This is a genomic window from Phenylobacterium sp., from assembly GCF_036563385.1.
GTDB lineage: Bacteria > Pseudomonadota > Alphaproteobacteria > Caulobacterales > Caulobacteraceae > Phenylobacterium.
Map to the genome: position 1 here is coordinate 44,875 of NZ_DATCML010000012.1, position 20,060 is coordinate 64,934.

Sequence of the window (20,060 nt, forward strand, 5' to 3'; positions counted from 1 at the left end):
TCGCCGCCTGCGAACAGCCCATGCCGCTCACGGCGTCGACCACGCCCAAGCTGGACATGGTGCGCCTCAATGAGGGCGTCGCAGGCCTGGCCGCGCGGGCGGCGCCCGGCGTGCTGGGCGTCGGGCTGATGAACCTGGAGAGCGGCGAGCACTTCACCTTCAACGGCGACCGCCGGTTCCCCATGCAGAGCGTCTTCAAGGCGCCGCTCGGGGCTGCGGCCCTGGCCGAGGTGGACGCCGGACGCCTGGCGCTCGACGAGGCGGAGATCATAGACGCGCAGGACCTGTCGCCGGGCTGGTCTCCGCTCGCCGAGGCTTGGCCCGCGCGCCGCGACTACACCCTGGGCGAGCTGCTCACCGCCACGGTCGCGGACAGCGATAACACGGCCGCGGACGTTCTGATGCGGCGGATCGGCGGCCCGGGCGCGGTGACGGCCTGGCTGAGCACCAAGCGGCTGTCGGAGATCCGTGTCGACCGCTATGAGCGCGAGCTGCAGCCGGAGGTGTATGGCATGGCCTCGTTCCGGCCTGCCTGGAAAGGCCGCGGCTTCGACCAGGCGCGAAGCACCGTCCCGGAGGCGACGCGACGGGCGGCGATGGCCGCCTACATGCGTGACCCACGCGACACCGCCACACCGCGCGCCATGCTGGACTTCCTGCTTCGGCTCGACCGGTACGAACTGCTCAGCCCGGTCGCCACGCGGCGCATGATCGAGATGATGCTGGCGACCAGCCGCGGGAACGACAGGCTGAAGGCCGGCCTGCCGCCCGGCGCGCGCTTCGCCCACCGGCCGGGGACTTCCGGCGCTGACCTTGGGCTGACCACCGCCTTCAATGACGTCGGGATCATCACCTTGCCGGACCGGCGCAGCTACGCGGTGGCCGCCTTCCTGTCGGGCGCGACGCTATCGGCCGAGGGGCAGGCCGGGCTCTTCGCCGAACTCGGTCGGCTGGTGATCGCGTCCGTCGGCTGACGCGCCGCAGCCCTTTGCCTTTGCGTCGGCGGCGGGGGCGGCTATACGGCCCGGCACATCTGGAAGTTCCCCCCCTCGGAGCGCCCCGCCACATGGCCAAAATCAAAGTCGCCAACCCCGTCGTCGATCTGGACGGGGACGAGATGACCCGCATCATCTGGAAGCTGATCAAGGACAAGCTGATCTTCCCGTTCCTGGATCTCCAGATCGACTACTACGACCTCGGGATGGAGCACCGCGACGCCACCGACGACAAGGTGACGGTCGAGGCCGCCGAGGCCATCAAGCGGCACGGCGTGGGCATCAAGTGCGCGACCATCACCCCGGACGAGGCGCGGGTGAAGGAATTCAATCTCAAGAAGATGTGGAAGTCGCCGAACGGCACGATCCGCAACATCCTGGGCGGGGTCGTCTTCCGCGAGCCGATCATCTGCAAGAACGTGCCGCGCCTGATCCCCGGCTGGACCCAGCCGATCATCGTCGGCCGCCACGCTTTCGGCGACCAGTACAAGGCCACCGACTTCAAAGTCCCGGGTCCGGGCAAGTTGAAGATCAGCTGGGAAGGCGAGAACGGCGAGAAGATCGAGCACGAGGTGTTCGACTTCCCGAGCGGCGGCGTCGCCATGGGCATGTACAACCTCGACGAGTCGATCCGCGAGTTCGCCCACGCCTGCTTCGCCTACGGCCTGAACCGCAACTACCCGGTCTACCTGTCGACGAAGAACACCATCCTCAAGGCCTATGACGGCCGCTTCAAGGACATCTTCGCTGAGATCTACGAAGCCGAGTACGCCGAGCAGTACAAGGCCGCCGGCCTGACCTATGAGCACCGCCTGATCGACGACATGGTCGCCTCGGCGCTGAAGTGGTCGGGCGCCTTTATCTGGGCCTGCAAGAACTACGACGGCGACGTGCAGTCGGACCAGGTCGCCCAGGGCTTCGGCTCGCTCGGCCTGATGACCTCAGTGCTGGTCACGCCGGACGGCAAGACGCTGGAGGCCGAGGCCGCCCACGGCACCGTCACCCGCCACTACCGCCAGCATCAGCGTGGCGAGAGCACGTCCACCAACTCCATCGCCTCGATCTTCGCCTGGACCCGCGGCCTGTCGCACCGAGCGAAGCTGGACGGCAACGAGGAACTCGCCCGCTTCGCCAGGACCCTGGAAGAGGTCTGCGTCGCCACCGTCGAGAGCGGCTCGATGACCAAGGACCTCGCCCTGCTAGTGGGGGACACCCAAGGCTGGCTGACCACCGAGGGCTTCATCGACAAGGTGGCGGTCAACCTGGAGAAGGCGCTCGGCCAGGCGGCCTAGACCCTTCCCAAGCAGACGATGCAAGGGCGGCTGGGACGACCCAGCCGCCCTTTTCTTTGGCGCCTGCGTTCTTGTTTTGTTTCTCGCCTAACGTTAGTCTTGAGCGGGCAAGGACGGAGGCGGACGATGAGCATCGGCTATGTGACGATCGGGGCGCACGACGTGACGGCGGCGCAGCCCTTCTTCGACGCTACTCTGGGCGCGCTGGGCTGGCGGCGCAGCAATCCCATGGAGGGCTGGGCCTTCTACGGGCCAGAGGGCGGGGAAGCTGTCCTGGGCGTCTGCCGACCCTATGACGGAGAGCCGCCGAGGGCCGGCAACGGGATCATGGTGGCGTTCCGGGGGCAGTCCAAGGAACAGGTTCAGGCGGTCCACGCCGCGGCGCTGGCGGCCGGCGGCAGCGACGAGGGCGCGCCCGGCTACCGCTCGGCCGATGGCCTTGAGGGCGGGTTTTATGCCGCCTACTTTCGCGACCCCGTGGGCAACAAGTTCTGCGTCTTCCTGATGGACTGACGCGGCGCCTCTGCTCTCCTGGAGAGCCCACGCCGCGCCGGCTCAGGCGCCTTCGAGGACCTTCTTCAAGGCGCTCAACCCCTCGGCGGCCTTGGAGCCGTCGGGGGCGCCGCCCTGGGCGAAGTCAGGACGGCCGCCGGCGCCCTGCCCGCCCATGGCCTGCACCGCCGCCTTGGCGAGCTCCACGGCGTTGAAGCGGCCCTGGGCCTGGCCGGTGACGGCGACGGTCACCGCCGCCTTGCCCTCGGCCGAGCCCACCAGGGCGATCACCCCGTCGGGCAGCTGCTTCTTGAACTCCTCGGCGATGGGCCGAAGGTCCTTGCCGCCGACGCCTTCCATGACGCGGGCCATGACCTTGATCCCACCGATCTCCTCCGGCCCGGCCGCAGCCCCGCCCCCGCCGCCGCCCATGGCCAGCTGGCGCTTGGCGTCGGCCAGCTCCTTCTCGAGCTTGCGAGCCTGCGCCTGCAGGGCCTCGACGCGCGCGCCGACCTCGGCCACCGGCACTTTGAACTGCTCGGCCAGAGACTTGGATACCGAGGCCTGGTCCAGGAGGTAGCGGCGGGCGGCTTCGCCGGTGAGGGCCTCGATCCGGCGGACGCCGGCGGCGACGCCCTGTTCGGACACCACCTTGAAGAGGGCGATGTCGCCCGTCCGCGACACGTGGGTGCCGCCGCAGAGCTCCACCGAATAGTCGCCGTCGCCTTCCAGGGCCTTGCCCAGGGTGAGCACGCGAACGGTGTCGCCGTACTTCTCGCCGAACAGGGCCATGGCGCCGGCCTCGATAGCCTCCTGGGCGGCCATGTTCTTGGTTTCGGCCGGCAGGTTCTGGCGCACCACGGCGTTCACCTCGGCCTCGATGCGGTCGATCTCCTCGGCCGTCAGCGGCTGGCCGTGGCTGAAGTCGAAGCGGATGCGTTCGCCGTCGACCATCTGGCCCTTCTGGGTCACGTGCCGGCCGAGCACGTTGCGGAGCGCCGCGTGCAGCAGGTGGGTGGCCGAGTGGTTGGCGCGCGTGGAGGCGCGACGCTCGGCGTCCACCGCCAGGCGCACCCGAGCGCCGGGTGCCAGGGCGCCTTCAGTGATCTCGAGGATGTGGACGTGCAGGTCGCCCGCCTGCTTCTGGACGTCGAGCACGCGGCCGCGGCCGCCCTCCCACTCGGCCTCGCCCTGGTCGCCCGCCTGGCCGCCGCTTTCGGCGTAGAAGGGCGTGCGGTCGAAGAGCGCCTGGACCGTCTGGCCGGCCCCCGCCTGATCGGCCTCCTGCCCGTCGGCCACCAGCACCAGCAGCTCGGCCGTGCCCTCGGTGGTGTCGTAGCCGATGAAGTCGGTGCGCCCCAGGCGGTCGCGGATGGCGAACCACTCGGCGGCCGCCGCCACCTGGCCCGAGCCGGCCCAGTTCTCGCGCGCCATCTCGCGCTGGCGCGCCATGGCCTGATCGAAGCCGACCAGGTCGACGGTGAGGCCGCGCGCGCGGACCGCGTCCTGGGTCAGGTCGAGGGGGAAGCCGTAGGTGTCGTAGAGCTTGAAGGCAGTCTCGCCCGGCAGGACGTCGCCGTCCTTGAGGCCGGCGGTGGCCTCGTCGAGCAGCACCATGCCGCGGCCGAGGGTGCGACGGAACCGCTCCTCCTCTTGCCGCAGGGTGTCGACGATGGCGGGCTCGGCGCGGCGCAGCTCGGGATAGGCGTCGCCCATCTCGGACACCAGGGTCGGAGCCAGGCGGTGCATCAGCGGCTCGTCGGCGCCCAGCAGGTGGGCGTGGCGCATGGCGCGGCGCATGATCCGGCGCAGGACGTAGCCCCGGCCCTCGTTCGAGGGCGTCACACCGTCGGCGATCAGGAAGCTCATGGAGCGCAGGTGGTCGGCGATCACCCGGTGCGAGGGCTGGGCCTCGCCCTGCGCCTTCACCCCGGTGGCCTCCTCGGACGCGGCGATCAGGGTGCGGAACAGGTCGGTCTCATAGTTGGACTTCACGCCCTGCAGGATGGCGGAGACCCGCTCCAGCCCCATGCCGGTGTCGATCTGCGGTTTCGGCAGCGGCCGCTCCGTGCCGTCGGCGAAGCGCTCGAACTGCATGAAGACGAGGTTCCAGAACTCCAGGAACCGGTCGCCGTCCTCGTCCGGGCTGCCGGGAGGGCCGCCGGCCAGCTCGGGGCCCTGGTCGATGAAGATCTCCGAGCACGGGCCGCAGGGGCCGGTGTCGCCCATGGACCAGAAGTTGTCCGAGGTGGCGATGCGGATGATCCGGTCGTCGGAGAAGCCGGCGATCTTCTTCCAGAGGTTCGCGGCCTCGTCGTCGGTGTGGAAGACGGTGACCAGCAGCTTGTCCGCCGGCAGGCCGAACTCCTTGTGGACCAGGGTCCAGGCGGCCTCGATCGCGCCTTCCTTGAAGTAGTCGCCGAAGGAGAAATTCCCCAGCATCTCGAAGAAGGTGTGGTGGCGCGCGGTGTAGCCGACGTTGTCCAGGTCGTTGTGCTTGCCGCCGGCGCGGACGCACTTCTGCGACGAGGCCGCGGTGGGCCAGGGCGAGGTCTCGGCGCCGGTGAAGTAGTTCTTGAACGGCACCATGCCGGCGTTGACGAACAGCAGGGTCGGATCGTTCTGCGGCACCAGGGGAGCCGAGGCGACGACCTGGTGACCCCGCTTTCCGAAGAAGTCGAGGAAGTGGGTCCGGATCTCGTTCAGGGTCGCCATAGTCGTTCCGATAACGGGTGTGGTCGCAAAAGCCTCCCCTATCTGGGGTGCGGCGTGGGTTTACGAAACTCGGGCCCCGCCGCAAAGAAAAAGGACGCCTGGAGGGGCGGGCCCCCAGGCGTCCTGGTCTCGCCCGGCGTCAGCCCCGCGTGGGGTTGGCCGGTGGGCGTGGGTTGGCGGGTACGCCGACCGGCTCGCAGAGCCGCCGGGCGAGAGACCTATTCGTCGCCGTCCTCGGGACCGCCGACGAGCAGCTCCTCCTCGATGGTCGCCTTGGCGCCGCGCACGGCGCGCTCGATGTCGGCGGCGATGTCGGGGTTCTGCTTCAGGAACTCGCGGACATTGTCGCGGCCCTGGCCGATGCGCTGGGAGTTGTAGGAGAACCAGGAGCCCGACTTCTCGACCACCCCGGCCTTGACGCCAAGGTCGATGATCTCGCCCAGCTTGGAGATCCCCTCCCCGTACATGATGTCGAACTCCACCTCACGGAACGGGGGGGCGACCTTGTTCTTCACCACCTTCACACGGACGTTGTTGCCGACGATCTCGTCGCGGATCTTCACCGAGCCGGTGCGGCGGATGTCGAGGCGGACCGAGGCGTAGAACTTCAGCGCGTTGCCGCCCGTGGTGGTCTCGGGCGAGCCGTACATGACGCCGATCTTCATGCGGATCTGGTTGATGAAGATGACCAGGGTCTTGGCCTTGGAGATCGAGGCGGTGAGCTTGCGCAGCGCCTGGCTCATCAGGCGGGCCTGCAGGCCGGGCAGGCTGTCGCCCATCTCGCCTTCGATTTCGGCCCGGGGCGTCAGCGCCGCCACCGAGTCGATCACGATCACGTCGATGGCGCCGGAGCGCACCAGGGTGTCGGTGATCTCGAGCGCCTGCTCGCCGGTGTCGGGCTGGGAGACCAGCAGGTCGTCCAGGTTCACGCCCAGCTTGTGGGCGTAGGACGGGTCGAGCGCATGCTCGGCGTCCACGAAGGCGGCGGTGCCGCCGGCCTTCTGCACCTCGGACACCACGTGCAGGGCGAGCGTCGTCTTGCCGGAAGATTCCGGCCCGTAGATCTCGATGATCCGGCCGCGTGGCAGCCCGCCGATGCCGAGCGCCAGGTCCAGGCCCAGCGAGCCGGTGGACACGGACTCGATCTCCACGACCTTGCCCTTGTCGCCCAGCTTCATCACCGAGCCCTTGCCGAAGGCCCGATCGATCTGCGCAAGCGCCGCCTCGAGGGCCCGCTGCTTGTCTCCGTCTTCTTTCGCCACGAGCTTCAACGCCGATTGAGCCATTGATCCAACCCCTTCTATCCCACGATTCCGCCAACCCGGCTGGCGTTCGACTCGCGGCTGAGGACAAAAGCTGTACCGCTTTCGTTCTCTGTTCGCAAGATGTTCCGGCCCGTCCTGGGCTGCGGAGCGCTCTTGCGCCGCGCCGCAGGACCATCCCGCGGCCTGGGTGTTGTGGACCCCGGGTGCGTCAGAAACGGACGTGGAGTTCTCAGGGCGTGCGCAGGGGCTGGCCAGAGCCGTCGGCTCCGGCCTGTCTTCCCGGTCGATGCAAGCTGGGCCAAGCTCAGCCGACGGAGCCGCCCATGCCGTACGCTGACCTGATCCTGGCGCTTGCGCCGCTCGCCGACGATACGAAGGCGCTCGGCGTCGGCGAGCCCTGCTGAAGCCGGCGTGGGTCGCGCTCAGCCAAAGGCCAGGGCGACGCGGCGAAGAGCGGCCTTGCTCCTGCTCGCCGCCCTCTCGCTGCACAACCTCGAGGAGGCGCTGACCTACGCCGGCTCCCGGCCGCGGGCCGCGGCCCTGATCGGATGGTTCCAGCCGGGCCTGGAGGCGCCGGAGCCAGCCAGTTTCCACGCGGCCCTGCTGCTGGTCAGCCTTGGCGCCGCCGTCCTGCTGTTGTGGGCGGCGCATACGCAGGCCGAGCGCGCAGGCTGGCTGGCCGTGCGCGCGACCGCGCTGGTGCTGCTCGTCAACGTCTTCGTGCCTCACGTGCCCGCAGCCATCGCCTTCGGCGGCTATGCGCCCGGGGTGGTGACGGCGCTGGCGGTCAACCTACCCCTTGGGCTCTGGCTCCTGACGCGGCCGCGGCCACGGCCGTAGCGTCCGGCGCAGCGCCCCTTGTGGACGAAGCGGTGCTAGGCTGGCCTGCGATGCGCAACGCGCGGCAGGAGGTTGGGATGACCGCCTATCTGGTGCTCGACCTGACCGTCCAAGACGCGGCGGGGTTCCTGCCCTACGTGAAGCGCATTCCGTTGTTCATCGCCAGGCACGGCGGGCGCTACCTGGTCCGCGGCGCGGCCCCGAGCGTCATCGAGGGCGACTGGGCGCCGGAGCGGCTGGTGATCCTGGAGTTCCCCACACGGGCGGCGGCGCAGGGCTTCCTCGCCGATCCCAAGGCCCAGAAGCTGTTCGCCCTGCGCCACCGAACCACCGTCAGCCGGCTTGTCCTGGTGGACGGCGCCGAGTGACCAAGTCCCCCGGGCGGATCGTCGGACAGCCGCGCGCCTCGCCCCGCAGCGCCAGCGGCTGGGCCAACCCCCGCACCTCGGCGCGCCAGGCGGGGAGGACCAGCATGATGGCGATGGCCTCCAGCTCGGATGCCACGCCCAGCAGGAACACCGGCCAGAGCAGCGATCCGCCATGGCCGGCCAGCAGCATGTGGCTGAGCAGCGCCCAGAGGCCGAGGCCGAACAGCTTGGACGTCAGGTGATGCGGCGAGGCCTCCCGCCGGAAGCGGGCGAAGCTGACCAGGTGGGCGGCCGCCTTGAGCCCAGCGAGGGCGGCGATGAAGGGCCAGGTGGCGGCCGGCAGGCCCGGGTGAAGGACCAGCGCGGTCGCCGCGACGCAGATCCAGAGACCAGGTCGGTGCGGCTGTCGAAGGTGCGAAGCTCGGCGGTGGCGACGCCGAGCCGCCGGGCGATCACCCCGTCGAAGATGTCGGAGAGCACGCCCAGGCCGAGCAGGACCACGGCGGCCGCGCGCGCCTCGTGGTCGAAGGCCGCGGCGAGGGCGAGCATGGCCAGGCCCGCAGCCAGGCGGAACCAGATGAGCAGCCGGGGAACGGCCTGGACGGGCATGCCGCGAGGGTAGCACGGCGGCGGGCCATGGTGGCGAGGCGGGCCGTGCACTGTGTCCCGATCACCGCCTGCCGTTGAAGATCATCTGCCCGCGGCCGTCGCCGCTTCAGCAGCCAAACGCCGACGACGCACCGCCACCATCGCGGCCGAGCCCGCGACGAGCGCGATCATCGCTACCCCCAGCCATCGCGTTCCGCTACGCCGTCGCGTGGAAGGGTGTTCGCCGGCTCCCAATCCGGGCGTCCGCTCCAGGACATGAGCCGCTCGTCCCAAGGCGTCGCTGAGGGTGGACAGCGCTCCGACATCGGCCCGACCGCCCCGATAGGCCAAGGCGTCGAGCACGTCTCGGACACGATCGATGATCGACAGCGGGAGCGCCGACAGAACATTGCCCGGTGGCCGCCGAGCGACGAACGGATGGGCGCGGGTCGGAGCCACCCGCCTGACCGCCTCCCAGGTGAAGCCCAGCCGGCGCAGCTGCCCCGGCGTGAGCTTGCGCTGCAGGCGGGGCAACAGCACGTCCTCCTCGTCACGCACGTCCTGACGAAGCAGAGCCACCACCTGCGTGAGGGCGACGTCCCAGTCAGTTGAACCAGGAGCCAGCGACTCCAGCCTCATAACGAGTTCGTTGATCTCCTGATGCTCCCGCTCGACCTGCAGCGTAAGTGGCTCGCCATCCGGCAAGACGCGGCGGATCGTCGGCCAGAGGACGGACTCCTCTGCGAAGGCGTGTGGGAAGACGAGGCGGTAGATCCGCAGCAAGACCCTCTTCTGATCGGCAGCCGGCGCCCGGCTCAGTTGCTCCAGCAGCTCGTCCAACCTGACATGGTCACGCTTCTGCCGGCTGAGGACGCTGCTACGCCCACCCAACTGCGCAAGACCTTGGTCCGCCAACGATGTCATGGCCGCTCCTTACATGGTCCCGCTAGGCGCGAGGCAACGAAGCAGACGCTGGCCGTGGGACCGGATGGGAAGCCCGCCCAAACCGGCATGTTCCGCTCGCGCGCCTTTGTTAACCCCGCACGCGTTGAACCCACGTCCTCCGCCCGGCTCATCCGCAGGGGCGCGGCCGATGGGACCCGCGCGGTGTAAGCTCTGGCCGACCTCTCCACCGAAGCGAACCTTCCGAGGGTCCGCTACCGACCCTTAGCTGACGCTCAGAGCGCCTGATCCGGTAAGAAGCGGGCAATGGCATGAACGGGCCAACCAGACATTTCCGACAAGCGCAGCACGCCTTCACCTGCCGCGGCGAACGTCGGCTAAGGGTGGGCAGCGGACCTATGGCGGCAGGACGCGCAGAGACCGAGCCTCATCCAGGCAAACCGTCCACCTGCGGAATGTCTTCAAGTCCTCGGTCCCAGCTCGCCCGGCTCTCCACCATGATGTGAGCACTGGGTCGGAGATCGATCGCGCTGTCGAGGCTGCCCGCCGGCACCACCAGCAGCCCGCCGTTCATCTGAAGTGACGGCACCGCCGAGCCGCAGATCGAGCAAAAGCTCTTCTCATGTCGGGTCGAGGGGACGTTGAACGTCCGGACGTGGGATTGGCCGGACAGCCACTCGATTTTGGCGCTGACCGAAAACAGGTTGGCTGCATGGGCGGACCCCGTGTCCTTCTGACACCGAGTGCAGTGACACAGAAAGAAGTGCTCGAACTCGCCGACGACCTCGAAGCGGACTTCGCCGCAGAGGCAGGACCCCAGGTGCTTGCTTGTCACGTCGCTCCTGCCCCCTGACCCGCCCGTCGCTGCGCCGCGCTGAAGCATTGGTACCGAAGGTGAGCTCTGCGGTGAAGCCGATGAGCCTCCAAGGCGACGCCTCACGATGGGGTGGAGATCCGTTGAACCGCCCGTCCGCTTGTGCGCTTAAGGCCGGGATGGGCAGCTCGGTCCAGGCGAAGACGTGAAAGACTGAGGTCAGATCTACGCTCGGGTGGTCAGGACCGTGGGCGCCAGCTTCGGACTTCGTGGTTCTCAGCTCGGCGAGCCGCCTCTTCCAGCTCTTGCGCCTCGTCGTTCAGCCGAGCCTTGTCGGGCAGCAAGCTCAGGTGCTTGGCGACATCCCGGAGGGCGGCGGCGCGCTGGCGTAAGACGGCGGCTCGTTGCACCTGATCTACCTACCCATTCACTCGAACTGGAGTGGCGACCTGAAACGTCGCGACGCGGCGGCCGCGGCACCAAAGTTCCGCAGCGGCGCCGCGCCTCACCTCCTCGGCGTGACGTATGGCCACCACATCGGAAGACGCATCGAACTCGATGCTCGGCGAGCGGATGCGCCCGCCAGGGGTCAAGAAGATCCGGTAGCCGTTCATTGGAGCCCCCTCCGTGTTGAACCCAACAGCAGACCCACCCGACTTCGGTGGGTTCGCAAGATCGTGCACCGCGCGCTCGTGAAATCTGAAAATGTTGGCGGTTCCTCGCGACAACCATGAAGCCGACCAGGCTCGGATCGGCTACATCATCTGAGCAACCAGAGGCGCTTTGTGCGACATACCGCCCGCACACTCCTTTGGGACGCGGTCGCTGATCCCTAAAGGAACATCGAGCTCGGGCGAGCTGTGCAGACGCTACTGTCCGGCTGGCCTGTCGTCCGAGGCCAAAACCGTGATGCAGGGCGCAGGCGGGGCCCGACGCAACAGCCTTCCAAGGTGATATGGCCGTCCCCGACGAGGCCCAGGCGGTGTTGTCCGCTTCGACCCACAGCGGAAGGGGAGACTCAGCTCTGCTGCAGGTCCTCCAGCAGCGAGCGCGCACCCACGCCGAGGGGGCGATTGCGCTGATGGACGGCGTAGATCTGGAGCGCGCCTGGCAGGATCGAGGGATCCTCGATGGGCAACTGCAACAAGTCACCGTTGCGCAGATGCCGTTCGACCAGATGTCGCGGCATGGTCGCCCACCCGAAACCCGCCCGCAGGAAGTCGAGGCGACTGCTCAGGTCGACGAAACGCCACACGCGTGGGCTCACGACGCTGTAACTCGGTCCGGCCTGGTTGGTCGGATCGGTCAACACCAGCTGGACATGCTCCGCCAAGACCTCTCTCGACATCGGCCGCGTCTCGCTCGCGAGAGGGTGGGCAGGCGAAACCACCGGCGTGAGCTCGATCGACGTGATCGGGTAGGCCTGAAGCTCCTGCGCTGCGGGTGGAAACAGCATGCACAGACCTAAGACCGCCGACCCGTCCCGGGCACGTCGTTCGGCGCCGCCAAGTGCTTCCGTAAAGAGCGTCACGGCCAGGTCGGGGAAGCGCCGTTGCAGCGCGCCGAGGGCTTGGATCACCGGCTCGATCGGAACCATGCTGTCCACGGCGAACGTAAGCTCGGGCTCCAAGCCGCCGGCGATGGCGCTCGCTGTTCGCTCGAAGAGCTCGGCCTGCCTCAGCACCTGGCGCGCTTGGGCGACAAGGGCGCGACCCGCTTCCGTCAGGATCGGCGCACGGGCGGAGCGATCGAACAGCTGAACACCCTGGAGCGCCTCGAGCGACTGCACGGCGTGACTGATAGCCGACTGCGCCCGCTGCAATCGCCGACCCGCGGCCGAGAAACTGCCGGTTTCCTCGATAGTGACCAGGACTCTGAGCTGATCGAGCGTGACCGTTCCAAGCATGTGCTATCTACCGTGCAGATGGATCTGATCGATCTTTTATCTCTCCCGAGCGGGAGGTGGCGAGCCTATCTAAGCGCCTCGGATCGCCCGGAGGACGAAAATGGCCCGTCTACCGACCTATTTCATCAGCCATGGCGGGGGCCCGTGGCCCTACCTCGATGGCCCCTTCCGCCGAATGTTCGATCAGCTCGAGCAGTCGCTGGTCGACATCCGCCGAGAGCTGGCCGACGCGCCGCGCGCGGTGCTCGTGATCACGGGGCACTGGGAGGAGCGGGGCTTCGCCATCTCGTCGGCCGAGCGGCCTGGGATGGTCTACGACTACTCGGGCTTCCCGCCTCACACCTACCAAATCAAGTACCAGGCGCCGGGCTCGCCGGAGCTTGCGGAACGTGTTCGACAGCTGCTGGCGGCGGGCGGCCTTGTGGCTCGCCTGGATCCGGAGCGGGGCTACGACCACGGCACCTTCAGCATCATGAAGCCGCTGTATCCCGAGGAGACCATTCCGCTGGTCCAGCTGTCGATCGATCTGAGCTACGACCCGGAACTCCACCTTCAGCTCGGCCGGCTGCTGGCGCCGCTGCGGGAGGAAGGGGTCCTGATCATCGGCAGCGGGCTCAGCTACCATAACCTCAGCGAGATGCGCGGCGAGGCCGGCTTCGAGCCGTCGAGGCGCTTCGACGCCTGGCTCCAGGAAACCCTTCTGGGATCGACCGCGGACGTTCGAACCGAACGCCTTGTGCGCTGGGAGCAGGCGCCTTGCGCGCGGGCGGCGCACCCGCAGGAGGACCATCTCATCCCGCTGATGGCCGTGGTTGGCGCCGCGGAGCACGAGCCTGCGGCGCTCGTCTACCACCAGAAGGACTTCAGCGGCGGAATCACCGCCTCGAGCTTCCGCTTCGGCGAAACGCCAGCGGCGGCGTGACATCGCGTTCAGGAGAAACAAATGTCCAAGCTTGATCACTGGTCGCCGCGGGTTCTCTCGCTGCTGCGGATCATCACGGCCCTGCTGTTCATCGAGCACGCGACGATGAAGTTCTTCGCCTTTCCCGCGGCCATGCCCGGGCCGGGCGGGCCTCTTCCGCCGATCATCGTGGCCGCGGGCGTCATCGAACTGCTCGGCGGCGGCCTAATCGCACTGGGACTCTTCACCCGCCCTGCAGCGTTCATCGCGTCCGGAACGATGGCCGCCGCCTACTTCATGGCGCACGCGACCCAAGGCTTCTGGCCCGCGCTCAACCACGGCGAGGCCGCGATCATGTTCTGCTTCATCTTCCTCTACCTGGTGTTCGCCGGCCCTGGATCCTGGAGCCTGGACGCGCTCCGGGGTCGAAACAAAGCCCACATCTGAGGCGATCAGCTCGCCTCGCCCCTCCCCCAGCCGCTCGGAGATCCAAGTTGAACAACCTCGGCCTCGCCATCGCCCTCGGGCTTACCTTGTCGGCGGCGTCGCTGGCGCCAGCTACGGCCCAACAGCCGGCGACCGCGTCGGCCGTCAAAGCCGGAACCTACAAGCTGGAGCCTCACCACACGCAGGTGCTGTGGTCGGTGGACCATTTCGGATTCTCGCGCCTGTCCGGCATGGTCGGCGGCATGAGCGGCGAGCTTCAGCTCGATCCCGCCCGCCCCTCGGCTGCGAAGCTGCAGGTGGAGATCCCGCTGTCCGGCCTGTCGGTGACCTCGAGCGACTTCGCCAAGCACCTGCAGACGCCTGACCTGTTCGACGTGGCCAAGTTCCCGACCGCGCGGTTCGTCTCCCGGACTGTCGTCGTGCGTGGGCAGCAGGCGACCATCACGGGCGACCTGACGCTGCGCGGGGTGACGAAGCCCGTCGTCCTGGACGCGAAGTTCTACGGCGCTGGCGCGAATCCGATGAGCAAGGCCGAGACGGTCGGCTTCTCCGCCAAGGGCAAACTCAAGCGCAGTGACTTCGGCTTGGGCTATGCCGTCCCAGCCGTCTCTGATGTCGTGGACCTCGAGATCGCAGCTGTGTTCGAGGCTGCGCGCTAGACGCCGGGCGGAAGTCGGAAGCCGCCAACGGTCTGGGCGGCTTCTACCCGGGCCCACCTGGCGATCCGCCCGAGTTGACGCTTGAACGGCCGAGCTTCGGGCGCGGCGACCCGATCCGGCCAAGGCCGCGGCTTGAGTCGGCTCACGACCCTTTGTGGCCATCTTCTCGGCGTATGGGGAGCCATGCTCCGCTCGCCACATGCACAGCCTGGCCTTGGCGCCTCGGGCGCCGTTCGTCGCACAGCGAGGGCGCTTGTGGCGCTCGCCGCGCTCGCTTGGCCCGTCGGGGTCACGGCGGCGCCGGTGGCGGCGCCCGAGCCGAAGATCGTGCTGGCCTTCTTCATGGATGGGACGGTGTTGAGGGGCGGTCGACCGGTCGACGAGGCGCGCCTCAGGGCCGACCTCGCGGCATTGAAGAAGGGCGATGACATCCTTCTTTGCCTGCAAGGCATGAACGACAACGTCAGCGACGCCTTCGACCGCTACGTGCTGCGCAACCGCGGCGAGTACGACGCCAGGATCCAGACGCAAGGCCGCTGCCCACCCGATCCGGCGACGGAGGGCAGGCCCGCCGGGCGTTGATCCGCGTCATGGGGTGCTGGCCGCGGCCCGGCGCGGCTGGCTGCTCGTCCTTGGCCGACGTCCGCTAGCAGGCGTGGACATTCGCCCGGGCCAGCTGCACCGTCAAATCGGCCGCTCGGCCGACTTCGCTCCGCAATGACCTGGGCCACAGCTGGATGATTTCCCCTGCCGCGGCCAGGCGGCCGATCCCGATGTTCGCCGGCCTGTCTCTGGCTGCGGTGGCGCTCGGCGCCGTGGTGTGCGCGACGAGCGGCGTGCCGGCAGGGCTTTGGGCGCGGAACCTCGGGGCCTGGGTCGTGGGCCTGCTCGCGGCTGTCTGGCTCGCGTCGCGGGCTGGTCCGCGGGCGGCCTACGCGGCCGCCGCCCTCGCCTTGCTCGGCCTCTGCGCCTCGCTCTTCAGTCCAGGACTCGAGGGCGTGCATCGCTGGCTGAGCGCCGGCCCCGTCCGGATCAACGCGGCGATGCTGTTGTCGCCGTCCCTGATTGTCGCAACGGCCGTGCTCACATCGCGCGGCGGGTGGGGGTGGCTGCCAGCCCTCCTTGGGCTCGGCGTCGTGGCCCTGCAGCCTGACGCGTCGCAGGCGACGGCCCTGGCGCTGGCGGTCTGCGCCCTGGCCGCAGCGCGGACAGCGGATCCCCTGGCGCCGAGGGGCGCCCTCGCGGCGGCGGCGACCGCGATCGCCGGCTGGACCTGGACGCGCCCCGATCCCCTGGAGCCCGTCCCCGAGGTCGAGGGCATCATCCTGCTCGCCAACAGCCAGTCTCTCTGGCTGGCCGCCGCCTGCGTGGCGCTCCTCGCGGCCATCGCCGTGGCGCCGATCCTCGCCACGCGCGGACGTCGCCCTGACGGTGTCGCCGCGGCGGGCGCCGCGCTGTCGGCGCTCTTCGCGGGCTGGGTGGCCGCGCCGGCCCTGGGCGCGTTCCCGGTCCCGATGGTCGGCGTCGGCCTCAGTCCAATCCTGGGCGCCTGGCTCGGGATGGGCCTCCTGGCCGCGCTCGACCGTGGCGAAGCAAGACCGGCCGTCTGACCTTTATCGCGATCTTCGCGGCCCCCGCCCGCCGAGGGGCGCCCATCGGCCGCGGACGCGAGAAACGCTTCGTTAGCCGCCCTGTGGGTAAGTGGCGGATCGGCATGGGAAAGAGGCAGATGCGGGCCGGCCGCGACTTTGCATTGATCGCCCAGGCCCGGGCGCGGGAGCGGTTCACCCGGATGGGCGCCGCCACCGTGGTGGCGGGCATAGGCTATGCGCTGGCGCCGTCCGTCTGGCCGTGGATCTGGCTGGCGGCCGTGGCCCTGGCCCAGATCCCCGACGCCCTGGCCTTCGGCCCCTTCCGGGGCGGCGAGGAAGTCGACCCCACCCCGCGCCAGCGGCTGTTCTGCGCCCTGGCCACCGCGCTGAGCACCGGCCTCTATCCGCTGATCTCCATCCACCTGTGGCTGCACGGCGGGACGCCGGGCCAGGTGGTGACCATCATCCTGCTGGCCTCGAGCCTGGTGCACGTGGGCATCCACATGCACCACGATCGCACCATCCTGGCGGTGGCGCTCACCCCATTCGTGCTGCACTGGTTTGCCCTGCCGCTGGTGAGCATGCGCGAAATGGGCGTGGTGGGCGCGATCTCCATGGTGCTGGCCGGCGCCCTATTCCTGGCGCACATCGGGATCGCCATCCGCAACGGCTGGCTGAACACCGAGGCGCTGCGCGACGCGCGCGACGAGGCCGACGCCGCCAACCGGGCCAAGAGCGCCTTCCTGGCGACCATGACCCACGAGATCCGCACGCCGCTGAACGGCATCCTGGGCATGGCCCAGGCGATGGCCGCCGAGCCCCTGCCCGAGGTGCAGAAGCAGCGGCTGGGCGTGGTGCAGCAGTCGGGCGCGGCCCTGCTGGCGATCCTCAACGACGTGCTGGACCTGTCGAAGATCGAGGCCGGCAAGCTGCAGATCGAGACCGTCGCCTTCGACCTGGCCGAGGTGCTCACCCAGGCGGCCCAGGCCTATGCCGGCACGGCCGAGGCCAAGGGCCTGAAGCTGGCGCTGGAGATCGCCCCCGAGGCGGACGGCCGCTACCTGGGCGACCCGACCCGGATTCGGCAGATCGCCTACAACTTCCTCTCAAACGCGGTGAAGTTCACCGAGACTGGCGGCGTGCGGCTGGCCGTGCGTCCGGTGGGCGAGCGCATCGAGATCAGCGTTAGCGACACGGGGCCGGGCCTGACGTCCGAACAGCTGGCCCGGCTCTTCAAGCCCTACGCCCAGGCCGAGGCGTCCAACTTCCGCACCCACGGCGGCACGGGGCTCGGCCTGGCCATCTGCCGCCAGCTGGCGGGGCTGATGGGCGGGGAGGTGCGGGTGGAGAGCACGCCCGGCGAGGGCTCCACCTTCACCCTGGCGCTGCCGCTGGCGGCCGCAGGCGAGGACGCTGCCCCGGCGGAGGCGCCCGAGGCCGCGGCCGACGATGTTGCGGACCAGGAGATCCGTGTGCTGGCCGCGGACGACAACGCCACCAACCGCCTGGTCCTGCAAACCCTGCTCGCCCAGGCCGGGATCACGCCCACCATGGTGGAGGACGGCGCCCAGGCGCTGGCCGCCTGGCGCGCGCAGCCTTGGGACGTGGTGCTGCTGGACGTGCAGATGCCGGTGATGGACGGGATCGACGCGGCCCGGGCGATCCGCGCCGAGGAGGCGGCCGGCGGACGGCCGCGGACGCCCATCGTGGCGCTCACCGCCAACGTGATGACCCACCAGCTGGCCAGCTATCGCGAGGCCGGCATGGACGACTGCGTGGCCAAGCCCATCGAGGCCGCGCGGCTCTATGCGGCCCTGGCCCAGGCCGTGGCCGGCGCGGCGCAGGACGCCGCCCCCGCCTCCCCCGCCGCCTCCGCCGCGTAAGCGGCCGGAACCCTTCCCCCGGCTTGGGCGTAAGCGCCCCTATACCAACCGGGATAGGGAAACATGCGCGACGACAACGTGTACCGCCTGATGGAGATCGTGGGCTCTTCGGAGACCTCCATCGAGGACGCCATCCAGACCGCCATCGCCCGCGCCAGCGAGAGCATGCGGCACATCCGCTGGTTCCAGGTCGTGGAGACCCGCGGCCACGTGGAGGAGGGTCGGGTCGCGCACTATCAGGTGACGATCAAGGTCGGCTTCACGGTCGAGGACTAAGGGCGTGCCGCTCGCCGCCCAGCCGCTCGGCGACATGGTCGAGGCGGTGGCGGCGGACGCGCCGGCGCCGGGTTCAGGCGCCGCGGCGGCCGTCGCCCTGGCGCTGGCCGCCGCCTGCGCGGCCAAGGCCTTCACCATCACCGCACGGCGGCTCGGCGGCGACGCCGGGCTGGCGGCGGCTGCAGAGGAGGCCCGCGGCCTCGCCGACGAGGCCCTGGCGGCCGGCGACCGCGACGCCGCGGGTTTCGAGGCTTTCGTCGCCAAGGCGCCGGGCGCGGCCGGCGAGCTGGTGGAGGCGTCCGACGCCCTGGGTCGGGTCGCCGAGCGGCTGGCGGCGCTCTGCCGGGCGCAGGACGCGGCGGTGCGCGGCAGCCTCGAGGCCGACATCGACGCCGCGCTCAGCCTCGCGGCCGCTGCGGCGGCCATCGGCGCCGTGAACCGGGCGCAGGCGGAAAAGGCGGGCTGAGCCCGCCCGCCGCCCCCGCCCGCCGGCGCCTTAACCTAGGCTGTGGCGGCGGCTTCCTTGGCCTCACGCGCCAGCACGTGTGGCGGGACCTCGAGGCGCGAGGGCGTCACCGGCTGGCCGGTCGCCTCGGCGACGAGCTCGGCCGTGCGGGTCTCGATGGCGTCTTCCAGGCGGGCCATGAACTCGGCCTTGTCGAGGCCGAGCGGAATCGGCGGCAGGAACTCGAGGATCGCCGTGCCGGCGTGCTTCGCGAACTTCTGCTGCGGCCAGTAGAGGCCGAGGTTGGTGGCGGCCGGGACCACGACCATCTCGAAGTCCTGGGCCATGTGGTAGACGCCGGTCCGGTAGCGATAGCGGGCGCCGACCGGGGCCAGCGCGCCTTCCGGATAGATCAGGATCTTGCGGCCCTCCTCGCGGGCCTTGGCGGCGGCGGCGGAGAGCGCGGCGCGCGCCTCGGGGCCGCCGCAGCTGTCGACCACGATGGCGCCGAGCTTCTGAAGGATGCCCTTGAAGAGCGGGAAGCGCTCGAGGTGGTCGCCGGTGACGAAGGCCAGGTCCTCGAACTGCGAGTAGCAGAGGAAGCCGTCGCCCCAGGACTGGTGCTTGGCGGCGATGATGAAGGCGCCTTGCGGCAGGTGCTCGCGGCCGCGGACCTCCAGCTGGATGCCGGCGAAGACCCGCATGGCCCAGACCATCCGGCGGGCGTAGCGGGCGATCACCCGGCGCACGGCGCCGCGGCCGGGCCGGAGCGCGGCGACGGCGGCGGCGAGGACGTGGGGAATGGAGATGGCGTAGTAGGCGACGGCGAAGGCGAAGGCGCGCATCGGGTCCAGGTCGTGACGCCGCGAAGACGCGCGGCCTCGTGACCCCAAGGCTAAGGCAAGGCCGGCGGCCCGCCTAGCGCCCGCGACCGCAGGCCGCTACGAGAGCGGCATGGCTGAAACCGCTCACATCTTCGTCACCGGCTCCACCCGCGGCATCGGCAGGGCGATCGTCGAGGCTCTGGAGTCGAAGGGCGCGCGCGTGGTCGGCCACGGCAGCCGCGAAGCCGCCGGCGTGCTGGGGGCCGACCTCTCCGACCCGGCGGCCGCCGACGCCCTGTGGGACCGGGCGCTGGCCGCCCTCGACGGCCGCATCGACGCGCTGGTGAACAACGCGGGCGTGTTCGAGCCGGTCGCGGTGGACGCGCCGCTCGACGACTGGCAGGCGGGCTGGGCCCGGACGATGCAGATCAACCTGCAGGCCTCCGCCGACCTCAGCCGCCGCGCGGTGCTGCACTTCCGCGAGCGCGGGCGCGGCGGACGCATCGTCAACATCGCCAGCCGCGCCGCCTACCGCGGGGACAGCCCGGCCCACTGGCACTATGCGGCCTCCAAGGCCGGAATGGTGGGCATGACCAAGTCGATCGCCCGGGGCTACGCCCGCGAGGAGATCCTGGCCTTCGCCGTCTGTCCCGGCTTCACCATGACCGGCATGGCCGAGGACTACCTGGCGAGCCGTGGCGGCGACAAGCTGCTGGCCGACATCCCGCTGGGGCGGGTGGCGACGCCGCAGGAGGTGGCCAGCGCCGCCGCCTACCTGGCGCTCGAGGCGCCGCCCTCGATGACCGGCGCGGTGATCGACATCAACGGCGCCAGCTATGTGAGGTGAGGCGAGCC

Annotated in this window: 22 protein-coding genes; 14 read left to right on the forward strand and 8 right to left on the reverse strand. The window is 69.8% G+C overall.

The genetic code is table 11. The annotated features are described in order from the left end of the window. The first annotated feature begins 20 nt into the window (after window positions 1-20). From bla to VIL67_RS11380, 3 genes are all read left to right on the forward strand, one after another. On the forward strand, window positions 21-974 hold the full coding sequence (gene bla, locus VIL67_RS11370) for a class A beta-lactamase (protein ID WP_332049013.1): 954 nt from the start codon (window positions 21-23) through the stop codon (window positions 972-974). Between the two features lie 92 nt (window positions 975-1,066). Beyond that, on the forward strand, window positions 1,067-2,287 hold the full coding sequence (locus tag VIL67_RS11375; protein WP_332049014.1) for an NADP-dependent isocitrate dehydrogenase: 1,221 nt from the start codon (window positions 1,067-1,069) through the stop codon (window positions 2,285-2,287). Window positions 2,288-2,413: 126 nt separating this feature from the next. Beyond that, entirely contained in the window at window positions 2,414-2,800 is a 387-nt protein-coding gene (locus VIL67_RS11380; RefSeq protein WP_332049015.1) for a VOC family protein, read from the forward strand. Window positions 2,801-2,842: 42 nt separating this feature from the next. Here VIL67_RS11380 and alaS read toward each other — a convergent pair whose 3' ends face one another. Both alaS and recA read right to left on the reverse strand, forming a co-directional pair. Further along, window positions 2,843-5,494 (reverse strand): alanine--tRNA ligase, encoded by a 2,652-nt coding sequence (alaS, locus tag VIL67_RS11385; protein ID WP_332049016.1) that lies wholly within the window; start codon window positions 5,492-5,494, stop codon window positions 2,843-2,845. A 218-nt stretch (window positions 5,495-5,712) separates the two neighbouring features. Continuing rightward, on the reverse strand, window positions 5,713-6,780 hold the full coding sequence (recA, locus tag VIL67_RS11390) for a recombinase RecA (protein ID WP_332049017.1): 1,068 nt from the start codon (window positions 6,778-6,780) through the stop codon (window positions 5,713-5,715). A 438-nt stretch (window positions 6,781-7,218) separates the two neighbouring features. Here recA and VIL67_RS11395 point away from each other — a divergent pair, with 438 nt between their 5' ends. Together VIL67_RS11395 and VIL67_RS11400 are read left to right on the forward strand one after the other, a co-directional pair. After that, window positions 7,219-7,599, forward strand: a complete 381-nt coding sequence (locus VIL67_RS11395) for an HXXEE domain-containing protein (RefSeq protein WP_332049018.1) — start codon at window positions 7,219-7,221, stop codon at window positions 7,597-7,599. Between the two features lie 77 nt (window positions 7,600-7,676). Beyond that, complete coding sequence (locus VIL67_RS11400) at window positions 7,677-7,967, forward strand: DUF1330 domain-containing protein (protein WP_332049019.1); 291 nt, start codon at window positions 7,677-7,679, stop codon at window positions 7,965-7,967. Here the strand turns inward: VIL67_RS11400 and VIL67_RS11405 are convergent. The 5 genes from VIL67_RS11405 to VIL67_RS11425 all read right to left on the reverse strand — a co-directional run bounded on the left by VIL67_RS11405 (window position 7,933) and on the right by VIL67_RS11425 (window position 12,178). Next, the gene (locus VIL67_RS11405) at window positions 7,933-8,157 is read right to left on the reverse strand and encodes a hypothetical protein (RefSeq protein ID WP_332049020.1); all 225 of its coding nucleotides are present in this window, start codon (window positions 8,155-8,157) and stop codon (window positions 7,933-7,935) included. The genes VIL67_RS11400 and VIL67_RS11405 overlap by 35 nt on opposite strands. A 44-nt stretch (window positions 8,158-8,201) precedes the next feature. Then, the gene (locus tag VIL67_RS11410; RefSeq protein ID WP_332049021.1) at window positions 8,202-8,576 is read right to left on the reverse strand and encodes a CDP-alcohol phosphatidyltransferase family protein; all 375 of its coding nucleotides are present in this window, start codon (window positions 8,574-8,576) and stop codon (window positions 8,202-8,204) included. Window positions 8,577-8,657: 81 nt separating this feature from the next. Then, entirely contained in the window at window positions 8,658-9,479 is an 822-nt protein-coding gene (locus tag VIL67_RS11415) for a hemerythrin domain-containing protein (RefSeq protein ID WP_332049022.1), read from the reverse strand. Between the two features lie 406 nt (window positions 9,480-9,885). Then, window positions 9,886-10,293 (reverse strand): GFA family protein, encoded by a 408-nt coding sequence (locus VIL67_RS11420; protein ID WP_332049023.1) that lies wholly within the window; start codon window positions 10,291-10,293, stop codon window positions 9,886-9,888. A 997-nt stretch (window positions 10,294-11,290) separates the two neighbouring features. Then, on the reverse strand, window positions 11,291-12,178 hold the full coding sequence (locus VIL67_RS11425) for a LysR family transcriptional regulator (RefSeq protein ID WP_332049024.1): 888 nt from the start codon (window positions 12,176-12,178) through the stop codon (window positions 11,291-11,293). 100 nt (window positions 12,179-12,278) lie between these two features. On the opposite strand from VIL67_RS11425, the gene VIL67_RS11430 reads away from it, so the two are divergent. From VIL67_RS11430 to VIL67_RS11465, 8 genes are all read left to right on the forward strand, one after another. After that, window positions 12,279-13,100: a DODA-type extradiol aromatic ring-opening family dioxygenase gene (locus tag VIL67_RS11430; RefSeq protein ID WP_332049025.1), complete on the forward strand. Its 822-nt coding sequence runs from the start codon at window positions 12,279-12,281 to the stop codon at window positions 13,098-13,100. A gap of 21 nt (window positions 13,101-13,121) precedes the next feature. Continuing rightward, window positions 13,122-13,526: a DoxX family protein gene (locus VIL67_RS11435; RefSeq protein ID WP_332049026.1), complete on the forward strand. Its 405-nt coding sequence runs from the start codon at window positions 13,122-13,124 to the stop codon at window positions 13,524-13,526. A gap of 47 nt (window positions 13,527-13,573) precedes the next feature. Further along, a complete protein-coding gene (locus tag VIL67_RS11440; RefSeq protein WP_332049027.1) occupies window positions 13,574-14,185 on the forward strand; it encodes a YceI family protein in 612 nt (203 codons plus the stop codon). Between the two features lie 255 nt (window positions 14,186-14,440). After that, entirely contained in the window at window positions 14,441-14,767 is a 327-nt protein-coding gene (locus VIL67_RS11445; RefSeq protein WP_332049028.1) for a hypothetical protein, read from the forward strand. Window positions 14,768-14,922: 155 nt separating this feature from the next. Next, a complete protein-coding gene (locus VIL67_RS11450; RefSeq protein WP_332049029.1) occupies window positions 14,923-15,795 on the forward strand; it encodes a hypothetical protein in 873 nt (290 codons plus the stop codon). A 104-nt stretch (window positions 15,796-15,899) separates the two neighbouring features. Continuing rightward, window positions 15,900-17,660 carry an ATP-binding protein gene (locus VIL67_RS11455; protein WP_332049030.1) on the forward strand — a complete coding sequence of 587 codons (1,761 nt, stop codon included), beginning with the start codon at window positions 15,900-15,902 and terminating at the stop codon, window positions 17,658-17,660. 63 nt (window positions 17,661-17,723) lie between these two features. Continuing rightward, window positions 17,724-17,936 carry a dodecin gene (locus VIL67_RS11460; RefSeq protein ID WP_332049031.1) on the forward strand — a complete coding sequence of 71 codons (213 nt, stop codon included), beginning with the start codon at window positions 17,724-17,726 and terminating at the stop codon, window positions 17,934-17,936. Between the two features lie 4 nt (window positions 17,937-17,940). After that, window positions 17,941-18,402, forward strand: a complete 462-nt coding sequence (locus VIL67_RS11465) for a hypothetical protein (RefSeq protein ID WP_332049032.1) — start codon at window positions 17,941-17,943, stop codon at window positions 18,400-18,402. A 35-nt stretch (window positions 18,403-18,437) separates the two neighbouring features. Here VIL67_RS11465 and VIL67_RS11470 read toward each other — a convergent pair whose 3' ends face one another. Beyond that, on the reverse strand, window positions 18,438-19,226 hold the full coding sequence (locus VIL67_RS11470) for a lysophospholipid acyltransferase family protein (RefSeq protein ID WP_332049033.1): 789 nt from the start codon (window positions 19,224-19,226) through the stop codon (window positions 18,438-18,440). 109 nt (window positions 19,227-19,335) lie between these two features. Between VIL67_RS11470 and VIL67_RS11475 the strand changes: the two genes are divergently transcribed. Then, window positions 19,336-20,052 carry an SDR family NAD(P)-dependent oxidoreductase gene (locus VIL67_RS11475; protein ID WP_332049034.1) on the forward strand — a complete coding sequence of 239 codons (717 nt, stop codon included), beginning with the start codon at window positions 19,336-19,338 and terminating at the stop codon, window positions 20,050-20,052. The last annotated feature ends 8 nt before the right edge of the window (window positions 20,053-20,060 follow it).